The organism is Nocardioides sp. Bht2 (assembly GCF_047308515.1).
In the GTDB taxonomy this organism is placed as follows: domain Bacteria; phylum Actinomycetota; class Actinomycetes; order Propionibacteriales; family Nocardioidaceae; genus Nocardioides.
In genome coordinates this window covers 1-18,450 of record NZ_JBLBWI010000015.1, presented here as the reverse complement: position 1 = coordinate 18,450, position 18,450 = coordinate 1, and the positions used below count along the sequence as shown (strand labels likewise).

General features: G+C 69.5%; 15 protein-coding genes and 1 pseudogene. 7 read left to right on the top strand and 9 right to left on the bottom strand.

Going from position 1 to position 18,450, the window contains the following annotated elements:
- Positions 1-24: 24 nt before the first annotated feature.
- Positions 25-594: an HhH-GPD-type base excision DNA repair protein gene (locus ACLM5J_RS16520; RefSeq protein ID WP_413657576.1), complete on the bottom strand. Its 570-nt coding sequence runs from the start codon at positions 592-594 to the stop codon at positions 25-27.
- 104 nt (positions 595-698) lie between these two features.
- Between ACLM5J_RS16520 and ACLM5J_RS16515 the strand changes: the two genes are divergently transcribed.
- A complete protein-coding gene (locus tag ACLM5J_RS16515; protein ID WP_413657575.1) occupies positions 699-1,205 on the top strand; it encodes a hypothetical protein in 507 nt (168 codons plus the stop codon).
- On the opposite strand, the gene ACLM5J_RS16510 is transcribed toward ACLM5J_RS16515, so the two are convergent.
- Both ACLM5J_RS16510 and ACLM5J_RS16505 read right to left on the bottom strand, forming a co-directional pair.
- Complete coding sequence (locus tag ACLM5J_RS16510; protein ID WP_413657574.1) at positions 1,154-2,623, bottom strand: glutamate--cysteine ligase; 1,470 nt, start codon at positions 2,621-2,623, stop codon at positions 1,154-1,156. The two genes, ACLM5J_RS16515 and ACLM5J_RS16510, sit on opposite strands and share 52 nt — an antisense overlap.
- Positions 2,624-2,668: 45 nt before the next feature.
- Positions 2,669-3,610: a DUF4192 domain-containing protein gene (locus ACLM5J_RS16505; protein WP_413657573.1), complete on the bottom strand. Its 942-nt coding sequence runs from the start codon at positions 3,608-3,610 to the stop codon at positions 2,669-2,671.
- A gap of 108 nt (positions 3,611-3,718) precedes the next feature.
- On the opposite strand from ACLM5J_RS16505, the gene ACLM5J_RS16500 reads away from it, so the two are divergent.
- Positions 3,719-5,098 carry a DNA polymerase IV gene (locus tag ACLM5J_RS16500; RefSeq protein ID WP_413657572.1) on the top strand — a complete coding sequence of 460 codons (1,380 nt, stop codon included), beginning with the start codon at positions 3,719-3,721 and terminating at the stop codon, positions 5,096-5,098.
- On the opposite strand, the gene ACLM5J_RS16495 is transcribed toward ACLM5J_RS16500, so the two are convergent.
- The 3 genes from ACLM5J_RS16495 to ACLM5J_RS16485 form a co-directional block, all read right to left on the bottom strand.
- A complete protein-coding gene (locus tag ACLM5J_RS16495) occupies positions 5,082-5,942 on the bottom strand; it encodes a biotin-dependent carboxyltransferase family protein (RefSeq protein ID WP_413657571.1) in 861 nt (286 codons plus the stop codon). The genes ACLM5J_RS16500 and ACLM5J_RS16495 overlap by 17 nt on opposite strands.
- The gene (locus ACLM5J_RS16490) at positions 5,939-6,535 is read right to left on the bottom strand and encodes a 5-oxoprolinase subunit B family protein (protein ID WP_413657570.1); all 597 of its coding nucleotides are present in this window, start codon (positions 6,533-6,535) and stop codon (positions 5,939-5,941) included. The genes ACLM5J_RS16495 and ACLM5J_RS16490 overlap by 4 nt, the downstream gene beginning before the upstream one ends.
- A gap of 427 nt (positions 6,536-6,962) precedes the next feature.
- Complete coding sequence (locus tag ACLM5J_RS16485; protein WP_413657569.1) at positions 6,963-7,661, bottom strand: 5-oxoprolinase subunit PxpA; 699 nt, start codon at positions 7,659-7,661, stop codon at positions 6,963-6,965.
- Between the two features lie 43 nt (positions 7,662-7,704).
- Between ACLM5J_RS16485 and ACLM5J_RS16480 the strand changes: the two genes are divergently transcribed.
- Both ACLM5J_RS16480 and ACLM5J_RS16475 read left to right on the top strand, forming a co-directional pair.
- Positions 7,705-9,843 carry a S9 family peptidase gene (locus ACLM5J_RS16480; protein ID WP_413657567.1) on the top strand — a complete coding sequence of 713 codons (2,139 nt, stop codon included), beginning with the start codon at positions 7,705-7,707 and terminating at the stop codon, positions 9,841-9,843.
- 188 nt (positions 9,844-10,031) lie between these two features.
- The gene (locus tag ACLM5J_RS16475; RefSeq protein WP_413657566.1) at positions 10,032-10,982 is read left to right on the top strand and encodes an RNA polymerase sigma factor RpoD/SigA; all 951 of its coding nucleotides are present in this window, start codon (positions 10,032-10,034) and stop codon (positions 10,980-10,982) included.
- Between the two features lie 56 nt (positions 10,983-11,038).
- On the opposite strand, the gene coaE is transcribed toward ACLM5J_RS16475, so the two are convergent.
- Entirely contained in the window at positions 11,039-11,632 is a 594-nt protein-coding gene (gene coaE / locus ACLM5J_RS16470) for a dephospho-CoA kinase (RefSeq protein ID WP_413657565.1), read from the bottom strand.
- 50 nt (positions 11,633-11,682) lie between these two features.
- On the opposite strand from coaE, the gene ACLM5J_RS16465 reads away from it, so the two are divergent.
- Complete coding sequence (locus ACLM5J_RS16465; protein ID WP_413657564.1) at positions 11,683-12,954, top strand: AMP-binding protein; 1,272 nt, start codon at positions 11,683-11,685, stop codon at positions 12,952-12,954.
- Positions 12,955-12,990: 36 nt separating this feature from the next.
- Here ACLM5J_RS16465 and ACLM5J_RS16460 read toward each other — a convergent pair whose 3' ends face one another.
- Positions 12,991-13,956, bottom strand: a complete 966-nt coding sequence (locus ACLM5J_RS16460; RefSeq protein ID WP_413657563.1) for a helix-turn-helix domain-containing protein — start codon at positions 13,954-13,956, stop codon at positions 12,991-12,993.
- 93 nt (positions 13,957-14,049) lie between these two features.
- On the opposite strand from ACLM5J_RS16460, the gene ACLM5J_RS16455 reads away from it, so the two are divergent.
- Positions 14,050-14,208: a hypothetical protein gene (locus ACLM5J_RS16455; RefSeq protein ID WP_413657562.1), complete on the top strand. Its 159-nt coding sequence runs from the start codon at positions 14,050-14,052 to the stop codon at positions 14,206-14,208.
- Positions 14,209-14,306: 98 nt separating this feature from the next.
- On the opposite strand, the gene rpsA is transcribed toward ACLM5J_RS16455, so the two are convergent.
- Positions 14,307-15,773: a 30S ribosomal protein S1 gene (gene rpsA / locus ACLM5J_RS16450; RefSeq protein WP_413657561.1), complete on the bottom strand. Its 1,467-nt coding sequence runs from the start codon at positions 15,771-15,773 to the stop codon at positions 14,307-14,309.
- Between the two features lie 467 nt (positions 15,774-16,240).
- Here rpsA and ACLM5J_RS16445 point away from each other — a divergent pair.
- Positions 16,241-18,450, top strand: a pseudogene (locus tag ACLM5J_RS16445) (hypothetical protein); the annotation flags it as partial.

Below are 18,450 nucleotides of genomic sequence, written 5' to 3'. Positions count from 1 at the left end.
ACCAAGTTTCGGCCCTTGGTTGGCTCACGCCTTGTCGGCCTTCGCAGCTGCCTTCGCTGCTTGCTTGTACTCACGGACCTTCAACAGCGAGTCCTCATCGACGACGTCGGCGACCGAGCGGTAGCCCTCGAGGGCGTAGTCCCCCGCGGCCGCTTCCCAACCGTCCGGCTTCACGCCGAGCTGTTTTGCCAGCAGGGCCACGAAGATCTGGGCCTTCTGCTTACCGAAGCCGGGCAGGGCCATGATCCGCTTGAGCAGCTCCTTGCCGGTACTCGCCTCGGTCCAGAGTCGGGTGACGTCGCCGCCGTACTCCTGCTCGACGATCACCGCGATCCCCTGCAGCTTCGTCGCCATCGACGCCGGGAACCGGTGCACAGCGGGCGTCTCGGCGCAGACCGCCTTGAACTCCTCGGGGTCCATCGCCGCGATCCGGGCGGTGTCGAGGTCGCCCATCCGGGTCAGCAGCTTCCAACCGCCCCGGAAGGCGTGCTCCATTCCGTACTGCTGGTCCAGGGCCATTCCGGCCAACACCGCAAAGGGATACTCGTCCAGCACGCGGTCGGCTTCCGGCTCATTGGCAATGTGAAAACCCATGGCCCGATGATCTCACGGACGGTTCGCGACGCTCGGGCGACGCTGGTCCGACGCGGCTGTGGAGAAACCGCTCGGAGAGCCGGAACAGGCGCAGGATGGATTCCGTGCCGTCACCCCTCAGGCCGGACCCCGGCAACGCCGCTCAGGAGCTCGCCGCGCTCCGGCCGGCGTTGCGACTCGCAGTGCACCGACTCCGCCAGCAGAACCGGGGTCGCCTCTTTCCCTGGCTTCTCCATGTGGGCGGGCTCGACGGCGATGATCGGTCCTTCTCGGTCACCGATCCCGGCAGGGTCGACGCCGGCTTGCGGCTGGATCTCTGTTTCGCGCTGCTCGGTCACTGCGAGGAACCGGGGGCACTGATCTGGATCACCCGGCCCGGCGACGTCGAGGTGACGGCGACCGATCTGGCCTGGTTGCAGTCCGCGTGGGGTGCCAGCCGCGACCTCGGCCGTCCGCTGAGCCCGGCGCTGGTGGTGACGAAGTCGGGGTGGGCTGCGCCCTTCTCCGGCGAGCAGATGCAGTGGCAGCGGCTCCGGATCAGGTCACGCGTGGTGCCGTCTCAGCCGGACCAGGCATGTACCGGGTCGTTGGAGTGCATCAACTCGCGATAGTCACCCAAGGTGGCGCGGAGCGCGGCGGCGCGATCACTCCCCCGTTCACGCTCATGCAGCCGGTCGACGAACCACTGCGCTCCGTTACGGCCGAGCAGGCAACGCTGCTCGATGACGCCGAGGAAACGGTCCCGGTCCTCTGCACTGACGCCCCAGGAGTCCAGTCCTTCGGCGGCCAACGGCAGCAGACGACGCAGCACCAGCTCCGCCGCCGACACCTGCCCCACGCCCGGCCAGTAGACCTGGGCGTCGATCCCGTGTTGAGCCGCGACGTGGAAGTTCTCCTCGGCCGCGCTGAACGACATCTGGGACCACAGCGGCCGCTGCGAGGTGGCCAGGGCACGGACCAGACCGAAGTAGAAGGCGGCGTTGGCCATCGTGTCCAGCACGGTCGGCCCGGCCGGCAGCACCCGGTTCTCGACCCGGAGGTGTGGGCGACCGTCTGCGATGTCGTAGATCGGCCGGTTCCAGCGGTAGATGGTGCCGTTGTGCAGCCTCAGCTCAGCCAGCGTGGGTAGCCCACCGGCCTCCAGGACCGCCAATGGATCCTCGTCGTCGACCACCGGGAGCAGCGCCGGGAAGTAGCGGACGTTCTCCTCAGCCAGATCGAAGACCGAGGTGATCCACCGTTCACCGAACCAGACCCGGGGCCGGACACCCTGAGCCTTGAGCTCCTCGCTCCGCGTGTCGGTGGCCTGCTCGAAGAGCGGGATCCGGGTCTCGCGCCACAGCTCCCGCTCCAGCAGGATCGGCGAGTTCGCCCCGACCGCCAACTGGATCGAGGCGATCGCCTGGGAGGCGTTCCAGTAGGCCGCGAACTCCTCGGGCTCCACCTGCACGTGCAGCTGGGTGGAGGTGCAGGCCGCCTCCGGGACGATCGAGTCGGTCGTCGTCCGCAGCGACTCGACACCGCGGATGTCGAGGGCGATGTCCTCGCCGCGGGCGGCCAGGATCTGGTCACTGAGGAGGCGGTAGCGCGGGTTCGGGCTCAAGGTCTCGGGCCTCATGTGCCCCGGCTCCAAAGTGGGCAGAATGCCGACCATCACCATGTGCGCACCGACGCCCGCCGCTTTCTGCTCGGCGTCGTTCAGGCTGCGCCGCACCATCTGCTCGTAGGCGCCGAGCCCGCCGTCACGCAGGGTCCGCGGCGGCACGTTGATCTCGACGTTGAACTGGCCGAGCTCGGTCTGGAAGTCAGGGTCGGCGAGTTCGGCCAGCACGTCGGCGTTCCGCAACGCCGGCGCCTCGTTCTCGTCGACCAGGTTGAGCTCGATCTCCAGGCCCGTCATCGGATCGTCGACCTCGAAGGCCCGTTCGCGCAGCATCTTCGCGAACACGTCCAGGCACTGCCGGACCTTCTCCCGGTGCCGGGTGCGGTCGGCTCGTGTGAACTCCTGAGATGCCACCTCTTCGCCCATTCCCCCACGGTATCGGCTGGCGGCCGGTTCCGCGCCGAGCGATTCTCACGGCGCGCCCCACTCGGTGAGCGCATCCAGCGAACGGGCGGACGGCTCGATCGCCTCGGCGAGGCGGGTGGCCAGGAAGGCCCGCACCGGGTGGCGTGGCGCGCACTCGGCGAGCCGATCGAGGGCGCACCAGCCGAGGGCACCGTTGCCACCCAGCCACGCAGCGAGCCCGAGGACGGCGAGCGGTTCGGCGATCAGACCGGCCGGAGCAGAACGGACCAGCCGGGGCCAGAAGGCCAGATGCTCTGCCGCGGCGGGTCGGCTCAACAGCGAGCGGACCAGCTGACGGCCACGGGCGTCGGCCAGGACCAGGTAGAGCTCGACCGACTCCGCGACGTTCGCTTGGGTGGCGCAGCGCAGATGACGGCGGAGCATCAGGTTCGCGGCCTCCGGGTCGGGTGGCGCGTCGCCTCGGAGCGCGAGTGCGACCAGCACCTCGCGGCGTGCCTCCCGATCGGCGTCCAAGGTGGCGACGAGTGCCGCGCGCGACGGATGCGGTGACTGCCCGGCCGCGCTCATCGCGGCCAGGAAGGGGTGTGTCTCCAACTCGAGGCGGTGGCCGACGGTCCCCGCGTGGTGGAGCGTGAGTTCGAAACTGAGCCCGTCGGCGATCCGCAGGCCGGGCAGGACCTGGATCCCCGCGGCGCTGAAGCCGCGGACCACCGCGAGCAGCATCTGCCGGGCACGCTCCGGGTCAGGGGTGTAGAGGACCGGCAGGACGGCGTCCGTCCGGGTGCTCCGCGCGGCGGTCAGCAGTTGGTGGACGGCGTCGGCGCGCATCGCGTCGCTGTCCTGGAGCGCGACCCGGGCCTGGAAGCCGGAGCTCGACCCGAAGGTGAGCAGGACCAGGGAGTCGTCGGGATGGAACCCCATCACGGATGCCACGTGGGCGGCGATGTCGTCGGGGGTCCGGAGGCGGCGGGGTGGGTGCGTTGTCATGGCGTTCACCTCCCCGCCGACGTGCCAGCCAACCGCCGACCAGCATCACCTGTGGGCACCGCGGGCCCGAGCACGGTTGTGCAGGACCCGGGGGTTAACGTGCCTGTCATGAGGTCGGAGGCATCGGTACTGCATCTCGACCTCGACGCCTTCTTCGCCGCCGTCGAACAGCGCGACAAACCCTCCCTGCGCGGCAAGCCCGTGGTGGTCGGCGGGACGGGTGGCCGCGGGGTCGTCTCCACCGCCTCCTACGAGGCCCGCGCCTTCGGCGTCCGCTCCGCGATGAGCACCCGCGAAGCCCGTTCCCGCTGTCCGCATGCGGCGTACCTCGGGGGCCGCTTCGACGCCTACCGCGCCGCGAGCAAGATCGTGATGGCCATCCTCAGGTCGCACTCCCCGCTGGTCGAGCCGCTCTCCATCGATGAGGCGTTCGTCGACCTCGCCGCCTGCCCTCCCGGTCGCGGGCCCCGCGACTTCTCGCTCGCGGCCCTCACCGATTTCGGCCAGGAGCTCCGCGCCGAGGTCGCCGAGGCGACCGGTGGCCTGACCGCGAGCGTCGGGATCGGCAGCTCCAAGTTCATCGCCAAGGTAGCCAGTGAACTCGACAAACCCGATGGCCTGCGGATCGTGGAGACCGGGACCGAACGCGCCCTGCTGCGGCCGATGCAGGCCACCGTGATCCCCGGCGTCGGCCCGGCCACCTCCGCTCGGCTGCGCCGGATCGGCGTCCAGACCGTCGCCGAGTTGGAGGCGATCGGTGAGGACGAGCTCGTCTCGGTCCTCGGTAAGGCGTCCGGGACGGCACTGTTCCGGCTCGCCCGCGCCGAGGACGACCGGGAGATAGAGGCCGAGCGCGAGGCCAAGTCGGTCAGCGTCGAAGGCACCTACGCCACCGACCTCACCGATCCGGCGATGATGGCCGCCCGGCTCACCCGCTTCGCCGGCGAGGTGGCCCGACGGCTCCGCCGCCACGGGCTCTCCGGGCGGACCGTCAGCATCAAGGTCCGGCTCTACGACTTCACCACCTTGAACCGGTCGGCGACATTGACCTCCCCCACCGACGACGCCGCCGTGATCGCCCGGCTCGCCCGTGGCCTGCTCACCGACCTGGACACCACCGGAGGTGTCCGCCTGCTCGGCGTCGGCGTCTCGGGGCTGGCCGACTGGGTCCAGGACGACCTCTTCGGCGACGCGATGGTCGGCACCGAAGAGGCGGAGGAGCCCGAGCTGCCCGAGATCCCCGCCGAGGCCGAACGACGCTGGACCCCGGGCATGGACGTCGCCCACACCGAACACGGCCGCGGCTGGGTCTGGGGATCGGGGCGGGGCGTCGTCACCGTCCGCTTCGAGACCGCCGCCTCCGGGCCGGGCCCGGTCCGGAGCTTCTCCATCGAGGACACCGCGCTCAGTGCGGTCGGCGCGGTCGGCGCTGAACCGGCGGAGGAGACGACGGACGGGCCCGTGGAAGGGTTCACCGAGCCGGAGTGAAGCGGAGCTCGGCTCCCGGGCGCAGCTGAGCGCAGAGCGCGAGATCATCGGCGTGCACGACCGCCGCCACCGGGTAGCCGCCGGTCGCAGGATGATCGGCCAAGAAGACGACGGGCTGCCCGTTCGGCGGGATCTGCACCGCCCCCATCACCACGCCTTCACTCGCCAGCTCCTGATGGCGACGGCGCACCACCTCCGGGCCGACCAACCGGAGACCGACCCGGTTCGACGCGTCCGCGACGGTGTAGCTCCCGGCGCAGAGCCGAGCCATCGGCTCCTCGCACCAGTCCGCCCGCGGCCCCGGCCAGATACGCACCGTGTCTGTCGCCGTCGGCGGCGACTGACGGGCGCCGCCCGGCACGTCGAGAGGGCGCGGCCCCGCGCCGGGCGGCCCGAGCGGCAGGTCCATGCCGGGCTCGACGAGGGGTGGGCCCACACCGGCCAGGACGTCGGTCGACCGAGAGCCCAGCACCGGCTCGACGGCGATCCCGCCGGCCAGCGCCAGATAGCTCCGGACCCCCACTTCCGGCACCCCCAGGCTGAGCACGGAGCCAGCAGGGACCCAGAACGCCTGCCCGTGCGGCATCGACCGACCGTCGCGGAGGACCGTCAGCGCAGCTCCGGTGACGGCACACCAACGAGCTGCGGCGAGCCGCACCACCAGACCGCCCAACGTCACCTCAACCACCGCCGCGTCGACACCGTTGCCGACCAGCCGGTTCGCCAGCGCGGCGGCGGGCCCGTCCAACGCTCCCGCCCGCGGCACCCCGAGATGCGCCCACCCCGTCCGCCCACGATCCTGCACGGTGGTCAGCCCGCCGGTGGCGAGCACCCGCATCGTCATCGCGCCACGAACCTGACCCGGGTACCGGGCGGCAACAGGCTCGGCACCGGGCGGGCGAGGTCCCACAGCACCACGTCGGTCCGCCCGATGAGCTGCCAACCGCCGGGTGACGCCGTCGGGTAGATGCCGCTCCAGAGTCCGGCCAGTCCCACCGATCCGGGCTCGACGCGGGGGCGCGGTTCGGCCCGCCGCGGCACCGAGGCCAGCGCAGCGGTGGCGCGGAGCGGACGGAGGTAGGAGAAACCCGGAGCGAACCCACCGAACGCCGCCACCCATTCGACCCCGCTGTGAAGGCGGGCGACCTCGGCTGTGGAACACCCCCAGAGGTCGGCGACGGCGGCGAGGTCGGGGCCGTCGTAGCTGACCGCGATCTCGACCAGCTCGCCGCTCGATTGCCGAGGGTGGAACTCCCACGAGGCCAGCCAGCGGTGCGCGCGGTTTGGATCGGCGACGCCGTCGAGAAGGACTGTCTGGGCTCCGGGGACGATGTCGCGGGCCAACCGCGCCGCCCGGGCATCCGCAGCCAGGGCGATCGCCGCCTCGTCCGGCACCTCGACCAGGAGCGCATCGGGGCCGTACTCCAGCACCCGCATCTGCCCTCCTCGGCTCTCGCACGACACGCGCAGCCGTGATGCGCACACGTTAACCGGGGATGGCGCAAAATTGGGCTGAGGGGCCCTGCGCCGGTATGAGCAGCGCAGGACCCCTCGCATCAGATGATCGGGTGATGACGGCCTCCGATCGGCCGGGCTGGTTCTCTGGTCCCGGTCGCCGCGTCATCGGCGCCCGTGCTGACTCCGGTCGGAGCCGTGGTGGACCTTCTCGCCTGCCTGGCCCGCCGTCCGAACCGGCCTGCTCCCCTGTGACGGTTCGCGTTCCGGCCCCGAAGGCGTCCTGCCTTTCTACGTGGGCCAGGTCACACTGGCAAGGGATGGGAGCGGATTGGTCAGGGTATTTCGCGCCTCTCCACAGAACTTGCCCGTCTCTCCACAGGTCGCGCGGGGTCTCTCCACAGAAAGCTCAATCACCTGTGGAGAAAGGGCGGATGCTGAAACCGTCCGCTGCGAGCGCCGCCCGCACGGCCCGGGCGTGTGCCACCGCTCCGGGCGAATCACCATGCAGACAGAGCGAATCGACCTGCTCGGCCAAGCGGAGCGCGCCGAGGACGATCTCGGGCTCCGCCGTGATCAACGCACCGGGCTCGTCGCGTGGCACCAGGCGCCCGTGGCTGGTGTAGCCCCGATCCGGGAAGCCCTCCCTCCAGCTCGCCCGGTTGCTCGCCTGCGCCAACTCCAAGAAGACCCCTCCCGGCAGGCCGAGGACCGGCAGTTCCCCCGAACCGGCCAACACGGCTCCGGCCTGTTCGGCGTCCTCCACGACCCGGTTGTAGAGCGCGCCGTGCGGCTTCAGGTAGCTGACCTCGATACCGGCGGCGCGCGCGATCTCGGTGAGCAGCCCGACCTGGTCGGCGACCTGCTGCGCCAGGACCGGTGCCGGGACGTCCAGCCGACGTCGGCCGAAGTGTTCCCGGTCGTGGTAGCTGACCTGAGCGCCGACGGCTACCCCCAGCTCCGCGGCGCGATCACAGACCTGACGCATGATCGCGGGGTTGCCGGCGTGAAATCCGCAGGCGAGGTTCGCGCTGCTGACGACCTGGAGCAACCCCTCGTCGTCGGTGATCTCCTCGCCCAGGTCTGCGTTCACATCGATCTGCCTCATGGCGACATCCTCTCGTGTCGGACGCCGTGGATAGGGTCTCCCCATGTCGTCATCGCCCTCCGCTCCCCAGCCTGCACCCATCGTCCGGCAGGTGCCCGTCGAGACCCACCTCCACGGCCAGCGCCGGGTCGACGACTACGAGTGGCTGCGCGACAAGGAGAACCCCGAGGTGATCGCCTACCTCGAGGCCGAGAACGACTACACCGAGCAGCAGACGGCGCACCTCGCCGGCCTGCGCGAACAGATCTTCGCCGAGATCAAGGAACGCACCTTGGAGACCGACCTCTCGGTCCCGGTCCGGATCCGTGACCACTGGTACTACTCCCGTTCCTTCGAGGGCCGCGAGTACGGCGCGAGCTGCCGGGTGCCGGCCGCTTTCGACGATTGGACTCCCCCGGTGCCCGCCACCGGTACCGCTCCGGACGAGCCCGCACTCCCCGGCGAGGAGGTCCTGCTCGACCTCAACGTGCTCGCGGAGGGTCACGAGTTCTTCTCGCTCGGCGGCTCCACCATCTCCCCCGACGACGCCCTGCTCGCCTACGCCACCGATGTGGTCGGCGACGAGCGTTACACGATCCGGGTGCGCGACCTCCGCACCGGGCGGCTCCTCGACGACGAGATCACCGGCGCGCTCGGCGGCGCCACCTGGGACCGTGCCGGCGAGCACTTCTACTACACAACGGTCGATGAGACCTGGCGCCCCGACAAGGTCTGGCGGCACACCCTCGGCACGGCGCAGGCCGACGACGAACTGGTCTTCTCCGAGCCCGACGCCCGGTACTGGGTCTCGGTCGGCCGCAGCCGCACCGACCGCTTCCTGATGATCGTGGCCGGCTCGAAGACCACCACCGAGTTCCGGGTCCTCGACGCGGACGCCGACGCGGCGGAGTTCACCGTCTTCGCCGAGCGGGTCGAGGGCATCGAGTACAACCTGGAGCACGCCATCATCGGCGGCGAGGACTGCTTCCTGATCCTGCACAACGCCAGTGGTCCGGACTTCGAGCTCTCCCGTGCCCCGCTCGCCCCGACCGACCACACCGGGTGGCAGCCGCTGATCGCGCACGACCCGGCCGTCCGCCTGGAGGACGTCGACGCCTACGCCGGCCACCTCGTGGTGCACCAGCGCAGCGAGGGGCTCACCCAGCTCCGGATCCTCGACCTCGGTACCGACGGCATCGCCGACGACCATCTGGTGGAGTTCGACGACGAGCTCTACACGATCGGCTCGAGTAGCAATCCCGAGTTCCACGCACCCGTGGTGCGGCTGGGCTACACGACGCTGGCCAAGCCGGGCGCCGTCTACTCCTACGACGTTCGCGAGCGGTCGCTGACGCTGCTCAAGGAGACGCCGGTCCTCGGCGGCTACGACGCGAGCCGATACACCGAGCACCGACTGTGGGCCACCGCCGACGACGGCGAGCAGGTGCCGATCTCCCTGGTTGTCCCGGCGGACGCCGCCACGGACGGCACGATGCCGGTACTGCTCTACGGCTACGGCTCCTACGAGGCTTCGATGGACCCGTACTTCTCGATCGCCCGGCTCTCCCTCCTGGACCGCGGCGTCGGCTTCGCGATCGCCCACGTCCGGGGCGGCGGCGAGATGGGCCGCCGGTGGTACGACAACGGCAAGCTCGCCCACAAGTCGAACACCTTCGACGACTTCAACGCCTGTGCCCGGCACCTGATCGCCACCGGTTGGACCAGCGCCGACCGGTTGGTCGCCGAGGGCGGCAGCGCCGGCGGTCTGTTGATGGGCGCGATCGTGAACCGCGCTCCCGAGCTGTACGCCGGGATCGTCGCCCAGGTGCCGTTCGTCGACCCGCTGACCACGATGCTCGACCCGTCGCTGCCGCTGACGGTGATGGAGTACGACGAGTGGGGCAACCCCACCGACGACCCGGCCGCCTATGCCACCATCGCCTCGTATGCGCCGTACGACAACGTCGTCGCGCAGGACTACCCGCCGATCCTCGCCGAGACCTCGCTGAACGACACCCGGGTGCTCTACGTCGAGCCGGCCAAGTGGATCGCCAAGCTGCGGGTCACCGCCACCGGCCGCCGCGAGTTCCTGCTCAAGACCGAGATGTCGGCCGGACACGGTGGGGTTTCGGGGCGCTACCGCGCCTGGACGGACCGTGCCTTCACCCTGGCCTGGATCCTCGATCGGGTTAAGCGCGCCTGATTCTGGGGCTTCCCCTGAGAACTCCCTGAGAAGTCGCGATCTTGGCAACTTCTCCTGCTTCCCGCACGTCGTTACGTGTGAAGGCGTTCAACACGGGTACGGGAATGACCCCGTCCGCCCGGTGGTTGGACCAGATGTGTGGCAGTTGCCTACCGGTGACTGCCGCTCGGAAGAGGAGGGTTGTCCAGATGGCCACGAAGACCACTGCAAGCCGCGAGATCGAGGGCCGCGACAGTGTCGGCCTCTACCTTGACGAGATCGCTCGCACGCCGCTGCTCGACGCAGTGACCGAAGTCGAGTTGTCCAAGACCATCGAAGCCGGCTTGTTGGCCGAGCACCTCCTCGCCGAAGGACGCGTCGGACGCAAGAAGGGCGGTGCGCCCAAGTGGGCCACCGAGGAGGAGCTGGAGTGGCTGGCCGCCGAAGGCCAGCGTGCGCAGCGCACCTTCATCAACGCCAACCTGCGCCTCGTGGTCTCCATCGCCCGCAAGTACGGTCGCTCCCAGATGCCGATGCTCGACCTCATCCAGGAGGGCAACACCGGCCTGATCCGCGCGGTCGAGAAGTTCGACTACGCCAAGGGCTACAAGTTCTCCACCTACGCCACCTGGTGGGTCCGCCAGGCGATCACCCGCGGTATCGCCCAGCAGGCACGCGTGGTCCGGCTGCCCGTCCACGTGGTCGAGGAGCTGAACCAGGTCGGCAGCGCCCGCCGCACCCTGGAACGTCAGCTGGGCCGCGACCCGGAGCCGCAGGAGATCGCCACCGAGCTCGGACTCGAGGTCGAGCGGGTGCTCGACCTGATCCGTTGGGGCCGTGACCACGTCAGCCTCGACACCCCGGTCGACGAGGACGGCGACACCAGCCTCGGTGACCTGATGGCCCAGTCCAGCAGCCCGAGCCCGGACCTGGAGGTGCTCGACACCGAGAGCCGCGACCGGCTCAGCGCCCTGGTCGGCCAGCTCGACGACCGCGCCGCCGACATCATCCGCTCGCGCTACGGCCTCTCCGACGGCCGCCAGCACAAGCTGGCCGACATCGGCGCCAAGCACGGCATCTCCGCCGAGCGGGTCCGCCAACTGGAGCGCGAGGCGCTGCAGAAGCTGCGCCGGTTCGCCGACCCGGACCTCGCCGCCTGACCCGAGGGCTCACCAATGGCCCCCGAGGGCGCACCAATTAGCAACCGAAAGCGCAGTTACTGCGTGATCTCCTTGACGACCTCCGCAACCCGATTGCGGAGGTCGTCGAGCGTTCCGGTGTTGTCGATGACATAGGTCGCGATCGCCAACCGCTGCTCCCTCGTCGCCTGGGCCGCGATCCTCGCAGCCGCGTCGCTCTGGGTCATCCCCCGATCGCGGACCATCCGGTCGACCTGCAGCTGGGTGGGCACATCAACCACGATCACCGCATCGAAGGTGTCAGCCCGCCCCGACTCGGCAAGCAGCGGGATGTCGTGGACGACGAGGGCACCGTCGGGGGCCGCGGCCTCCAACGCGTTGATCGCCTCGAAGACCAACGGGTGCACGATCGCCTCCAGACGGCGGCGCGCGGCTTCGTCGGCGAAGACCAACGCACCCATCTTGGGCCGATCCAGCTCACCGTCCGCGCCCAGCAGGTCTGCCCCGAACTCCGCGACGATCGCAGCCAAGCCCGGCGTTCCCTGAGCGACGACGTCACGCGCCAACTGGTCGGCGTCGATGATCACCGCACCGAGCTCGCGGAGCATCGCCGCCACCGTGCTCTTACCCGAGGCGATCCCGCCGGTGAGTCCTACCCGTGCGCCGCTCATTGACTCTGCCTTTCAGGGGGTGGCTAGTGGCTGCATGGAAGGATACGGGCGTGACCTCGCCCGCTTCGCTACACCCTGGGGACCGGGTCGCTCTGCTGGTTCCAGGCAGCCGCGACTACCTCGATCTGGTTCTGGCGCTCCTCGCCGACGGCGTCTTCCCGGTGCCGCTCGACCCGCGGCTCACCCCCAGCGAACGGACCGGTGTCCTGGATGACCTGACACCGGCCCTGACCCTCACCACCTCCGCAGAGGTCACCGACCTGCTGGCGCAGCTTCCCGCCGTCGACCGCCGTGGCCTGCCACTGGGCCGCCCGATGCATGTCACCAGTGGCACCACCGGACGCCCCAAGGGAGTTTTCAGCGGGGTGCTCGATCCGGCCGAGGCCGCGGCGTTGGTCGCCGAGGAACGCGAGCTGTGGGGCTTCGGCCCGGACGACGTCAACCTGGTCCTCAGCCCGCTCTACCACTCCGCGCCGCTCCGTTTCGCCACCGCGACCCTGCTCGCCGGCGGCACAGTCGTCGGCTTCGCCGAGGACGGGCTCCAGCCCGGCTTCGACCCGGCGACGATCACTCGGTTGATCCAGGATGAACGCCCCACCACGATGTTCTGCGTCCCCGCCCATCTGCAGCGACTCTTCGCGCACTGGGACGAGGTCGGGGTCCCGGACCTGAGTTCCTTCCGGTTGGTCGCCCACGCTGGCGCTCCCTGTCCGCCGGCCCTCAAGCAGCGCGTGATCGACGCGTTCCCACCCCAGAGCACCTGGGAGTTCTACGGTTCGACGGAAGGGCAGTTCACCGCCTGCCGCAGCGAAGAGTGGCTGGCTCGTCCCGGCACGGTCGGACGGGCCCGGCGCGACCGTCGCCTGCTCGTCGAGGACGGCGTGATCTGGTGCGTCGTGCCACCTGCCGCACGCTTCAGCTACTTCAACGCTCCCGAGAAGACGGCCGCCGCGTGGCGCGAGACGCCGGAGGGCCCGGCGTTCACCGTGGGCGATCTGGGCCGTCTCGACGAGGAGGGCTACCTCTACCTCAGCGGTCGCCGCGAAGACCTGATCATCACCGGCGGGGTCAACGTCTACCCCGTCGAGGTGGAGAACGTGCTCAGCGCCGTGCCCGGCGTCGTCGACGTGGCGGTGCACGCGGTGCCGGACGACGCCTGGGGGCAACGGGTCACGGCGACCGTCGTCGGCGACGTCGAGGAGGAGGCGTTGCGGGCTCACGCCGCCACTCACCTCGCACCACCCAAACGGCCGAAGGAGTACCGATTCGCCGCGGTCCTCCCGCGGACGCTGACCGGCAAGGTGCTCCGCCGGGAGCTCTAGCTGCGCCCTCGCGCGCCATTCCTGCGCCCTCGGGGGCTAGCTGGCGGTGGTGGTGGCGGCGCGGAAGGCTTGCCGGTAGCGCTGCGGGCTGACGCCGCGAGCGCGGGTGAAGTGATGGCGCAGGGTGGCCGCGTTGCCCAGCCCGACCCGGGTGGCGATCCGTTCCACCGACTCGTCGCCGGACTCCAGCAGCTCCTCAGCCGCAGCGAGGCGCTGCGCGGTGACCCAGGCGTGCGGGGTGGCCCCGGTCTCGTCGCGGAACCTGCGGGAGAAGGTGCGCACCGACATGTGGGCGCGCTTGGCGAGGGTCTCGATGCTCAGGTCGTCGGCCAGGTTCTCCACCGCCCAGGTCAACAGCGGACCGAGAGTGTCGGCGTCGCAGTCGGGAACCACCCGCGCGATGAACTGGGCCTGGCCACCGTCGCGGTGCGGCGGCACCACCATCCGCCTGGCGATCCGGCTCGCCGTCGCGGCGCCGTACTCCTGGCGCCAGAGGTGGAGGCAGGCGTCCAAGCCGGCGGCGCTACCAGCGGAGGTGATCACCTGACCGCTGTCGACGTAGAGCACCTCAGGGACCACCCGTGCTCGCGGAAAACGACTCTGCAGCTGGTCGGTGTAGCGCCAGTGCGTGGTGCATTCGCGGTCGTCGAGGAGTCCGGCCTCTCCGAGCGTGAAGGCCCCGCTGCAGACCGAGATCAACCGGGTCCCGGCCGCGTGCACCTCCCGGAGCGCCTCCAGGATCTCGACGGGCGTCGTCTCCGCCGACGACTGAGCGGGGACGGCGACCAGATCCGCTTCGAAGACCCGCTCCAGGCCGTACTCCACGTCGACCCCGAAACCCCCCGATGAGGTGCGGATCCGGCCCGGGGTGACTCCACAGACGGCGAAGTCGATGACCGGTACGCCGTCGTCGCTGCGGTCGAGCCCGAAGGCCTCGCAGAGCAACCCGAGCTCGAACGGGGCGACACCGTCGAAGCAGAGCACCGCAACATTGGTCAGCACTCAGCCACAGTCGCACAGGAGTGGCCGAATTTCAATGGAGTACGGCATTCAGGCCACTGGTGGCCGATAATCATCGAGCGCAGAATTTAAGCCATGACCGTACTCCTGATCCTCCTCGCCACCCTGTCCCTCCTCTCCCTGGCCGCCCTCCCCCGTGCCGTCGCCAACGACGGACACCGCAGCCGGGGCGCACGGCCCGCACCCCGCAGCCACCATGCCGACCCCTTCGAGGCGCGCGGCCGCCTCTCGTGACGCGACCTCACCCGACGCCCGGCAGAAATACAGAACGGCCCCGAACACCTGGTGTTCGGGGCCGTTCTCAGCTAAAGCGCTGAGCCGCTGTCGCGGACTCAGTTACCGCCGGTCAGCTTCTCGCGGAGCGCCTGCAGCGCCTCGTCCGAAGCGAGCGAGCCGCCCACAGCAGCGGCGCCGGTCTCGGCGTCCGAGCTGTACGAGGTGGCCTCGCCAGCCTCAGCCTCGGCCTGCTTGGCCTCAGCCTGCTGCTTGACGTGCGCCTCCCAACGAGCGTGAGCCTTGGCGTAGTCCTCTTCCCACTTGGCGCGCTGGTCGTCGAAGCCTTCCAGCCACTCGCCGGTCTCCGGGTCGAAGCCCTCGGGGTAGATGTAGTTGCCCTGCTCGTCGTACGACGCGGTCATGCCGTACAGCGTCGGGTCGAACTCCTCGGCCTCCGAAGCGGTGACCGTCTCGTTGGCCTGCTTGAGGGAGAGGGAGATCCGGCGACGCTCGAGGTCGATGTCGATGATCTTGACCATGACGTCGTCGTTGACCTGGACGACCTGCTCCGGGATCTCCACGTGGCGCTCGGCCAGCTCGGAGATGTGGACCAGGCCCTCGATGCCCTCCTCGACGCGGACGAACGAACCGAAGGGCACCAGCTTGGTGACCTTACCCGGAACGATCTGACCGATCTGGTGGGTGCGGGCGAAGTGCTGCCACGGGTCTTCCTGGGTGGCCTTGAGCGACAGGGAGACGCGCTCGCGGTCCATGTCGACGTCGAGGACCTCGACGGTGACCTCGTCGCCCACGGTGACAACCTCGGACGGGTGGTCGATGTGCTTCCAGGACAGCTCGGAGACGTGCACCAGGCCGTCGACGCCGCCCAGGTCCACGAAGGCACCGAAGTTGACGATCGAGGAGACGACACCCTTGCGGATCTGGCCCTTCTGGAGCTGGGTCAGGAAGCCCTGGCGAACCTCGGACTGGGTCTGCTCGAGCCAGGCACGGCGCGACAGGACCACGTTGTTGCGGTTCTTGTCGAGCTCGATGATCTTGGCCTCGAGGGTCTGACCCACGTAGGGCTGCAGGTCGCGCACGCGGCGCATCTCGACCAGCGATGCCGGCAGGAAGCCGCGCAGACCGATGTCCAGGATGAGACCACCCTTGACGACCTCGATGACGGTGCCTTCGACGACGCCGTCCTCTTCCTTGACCTGCTCGATGGTGCCCCAGGCACGCTCGTACTGAGCACGCTTCTTGGACAGGATCAGGCGGCCTTCCTTGTCCTCCTTCTGGAGAACCAGGGCCTCGACGGAGTCACCGACCGAGACGACCTCGGACGGGTCGACATCGTGCTTGATGGAGAGCTCGCGGGAGGGGATGACACCCTCGGTCTTGTAGCCGATGTCGAGCAGGACTTCGTCGCGGTCAACCTTGACGATGATGCCGTCGACGATGTCGCCGTCGTTGAAGTACTTGATCGTCGCGTCGATGGCGGCGAGGAAGTCTTCTTCGGACCCGATGTCGTTGATCGCAACCTGCGGCGCGTCGTAGTCCGGAAGAGCGGAGATGCTGGTCATAAGGGAAATGATTCCTTGGGTGGATGTGGTCGTACGGGCGCGCCACAAATCCAGTTTCACTACCATCGATCACGCGGGGTTTGAGCACCGCAAGTGATAGCGAGCGAGAGTCCACTCCGTCTGGGACGCAGGCAGACTTCTGGCGCACGGTAAAGAGTACGCGGGGTGGAGTTGCCGCGTCCAACCGGGGCTACCTGTGCGGCCACGCTCAGCCCCGCCCGTTGCCCAGGCCCCCTCTCGGCCCTCTCGCGCCCGGCCGACGACCGCGCACACCCTCCCCGATCGGGGGCGAAGTTGGACCGTACCCAAAATTGATGAAGTTCGGCCGTTACGAATTCGCCCCACCGTCGTTCACATCAGCGGGGGGACGCTTAGGCAACTCATCAGTTTTGGGTACAGAACTGGTCTGGACCACGCATGCTCTCTCCATCCGCACAGCACCCGCACCGTGAACCAGGGAGAGTTCCATGCGTATCCGAAGAGTCGCTGCAGTGGCCACCAGCCTGTCTGTGGCAGCCGTCCTAACCCTTGCCTCAGCGCAGTCGCCAGCCCTAGCGGCGCCGCTGCCCGCGGACTACACCGCGGCGAGCCACTCCGACATCGCCGTCGTCGACGCCGCTCTGGCGACCTTCGACCTGGCGAACATCCGGGTCGGCCACACCCAAGGTGCTGTGAACAGCACCGCAGCCTCGTCGAACGTGACGGGCGAGAGCAAGAACCTCGAAGCAGCGGTGGCCGGGTTCCCCATCAACCCGACCGAGATCAGCACCGACGCTCCGGCCAGCGAGACCGACGACTTCACCTCGAACGCCGTGCCACTGGCGCCGGTGCTCGCCGTGGGCCTCATGCAAGGCACCTCCGAGTCGAACTGGGAGACCACCCCGGGGGGGACCCAGTCCTGCGTCACCGACGCTGACGCCGACGGCAGCCGGCTGCTGAGCAAGAACACCGTGAACCTGGCGAGCCTCGGCGTTGCCGACGTCAACGTCGGGCTGACCAGCGTGACGGTGGCCAAGGTCGGCGCCTCCTCGACGACGACCGAGACCAGCCTGGTCGACGCCGACGGCGACGGCAGCTCGGCTGTCGTCACCAAGGCGACCACCGAGGTCGGCGACATCAAGATCCTCGACGTCCTCGGCGTCGAGGGCATCGGCATCCACGTCACCGACGCGGTCGAGGTCGTCTCCACCTCCGACGGCGTCAACCCGGGCACCACCACGTTCAACAACCCGACCGTCGAGGTCGTCATCGGCAATCAGCCGGCGCAGATCCTGAACAACGCCCCCGGCGGCAAGATCTCGCTCCCGATCAACGTGTTGGGCCTGGCCAAGGCCACCGTCGACATCAGTCTGCTCTCCCCCACCGACCTGGACGACGGCCTCACCGCAGAGGGTGTGCTCGACGCGCTCCTCGACATCAAGGTCGACCTGGACCTGTTGCCGATCGTTCCGCTCGGCCCGCTCAACGACCTCGCCGACGTGCACCTCGCGCTCGCGCCGATGAGCGCCAAGGCGACCGCGCCGACCGGCGGGGTGGAGTGTGGCTCGGTCGACACCGACGGCGACGGCCTCACCGATGAGCAGGAAGTGATCATCGGGACCGACCCGACCAACCCCGACACCGACGGTGACGGCACCAGCGACTTCGACGAGGACGCGGACGGCGACGGTCTCACCAATGGTGAAGAGGTCACCGGTTCGGAGAACGTCGACTTCAACAACGAGCCGACCGACCCGACGAAGGCCGACACCGACGGCGACGGCCTGACCGACGCCCAGGAGATCGAGCTCACCAAGACCGACCCCAACAAGGCGGACACCGACGGCGACGGTACCCCTGACTCCGACGAGGACCCGGATGGCGATGGCCTGACCAACCTCGAAGAGGTCACCGGCTCGGAGAACGACGACTACGACAACGAGCCGACCAACCCGATCCTGGGTGACAGCGACGGCGACGGCCTCAACGACGGCGACGAGATCGCCGCGGGCACCGATCCGAACAAGGCGGACACCGACGGCGACGGCCTCAGCGACGGCGCCGAGGTCAACACCCACAACACCGACCCGCTCAAGGCCGACACCGACGGCGGCGGCGTCAACGACGGCGCCGAGATCACCAACGGCACCGACCCGCTCGACCCCGCCGACGACGTGCCGGCTCCGGCCGACACCGACGGCGACGGCCTCACCGACGCCCAGGAAGCCACCCTCGGCACCGACCCGACCAAAGCGGACACCGACGGCGACGGCCTGACCGACGGTGCCGAGGTCAACACCCACAACACCGACCCGCTCGAGGCGGACACCGACGGCGGCGGCGTCAACGACGGTGCCGAGGTCAACAACGGCACCGACCCGCTCGACCCCGCAGACGACATCGCGGGCCCGGCGGACACCGACGGCGACGGCCTCACCGACGCCGAAGAGGCGACTCACGGCACCGATCCGGCGAACCCGGACACCGACGGCGACGGCCTGACCGACGGCGATGAGGTGAAGCACCACAACACCAACCCGACCAAGGCCGACACCGACAACGGCGGCGTCAACGACGGCGCCGAGGTCGGCGCCGGCACCGACCCGCTGAACCCGGCCGACGACGTGGCGCCGACCGGCGACACGGACGGCGACGGCCTCACCGACGCCCAGGAAGCCACCCTCGGCACCGACCCGAC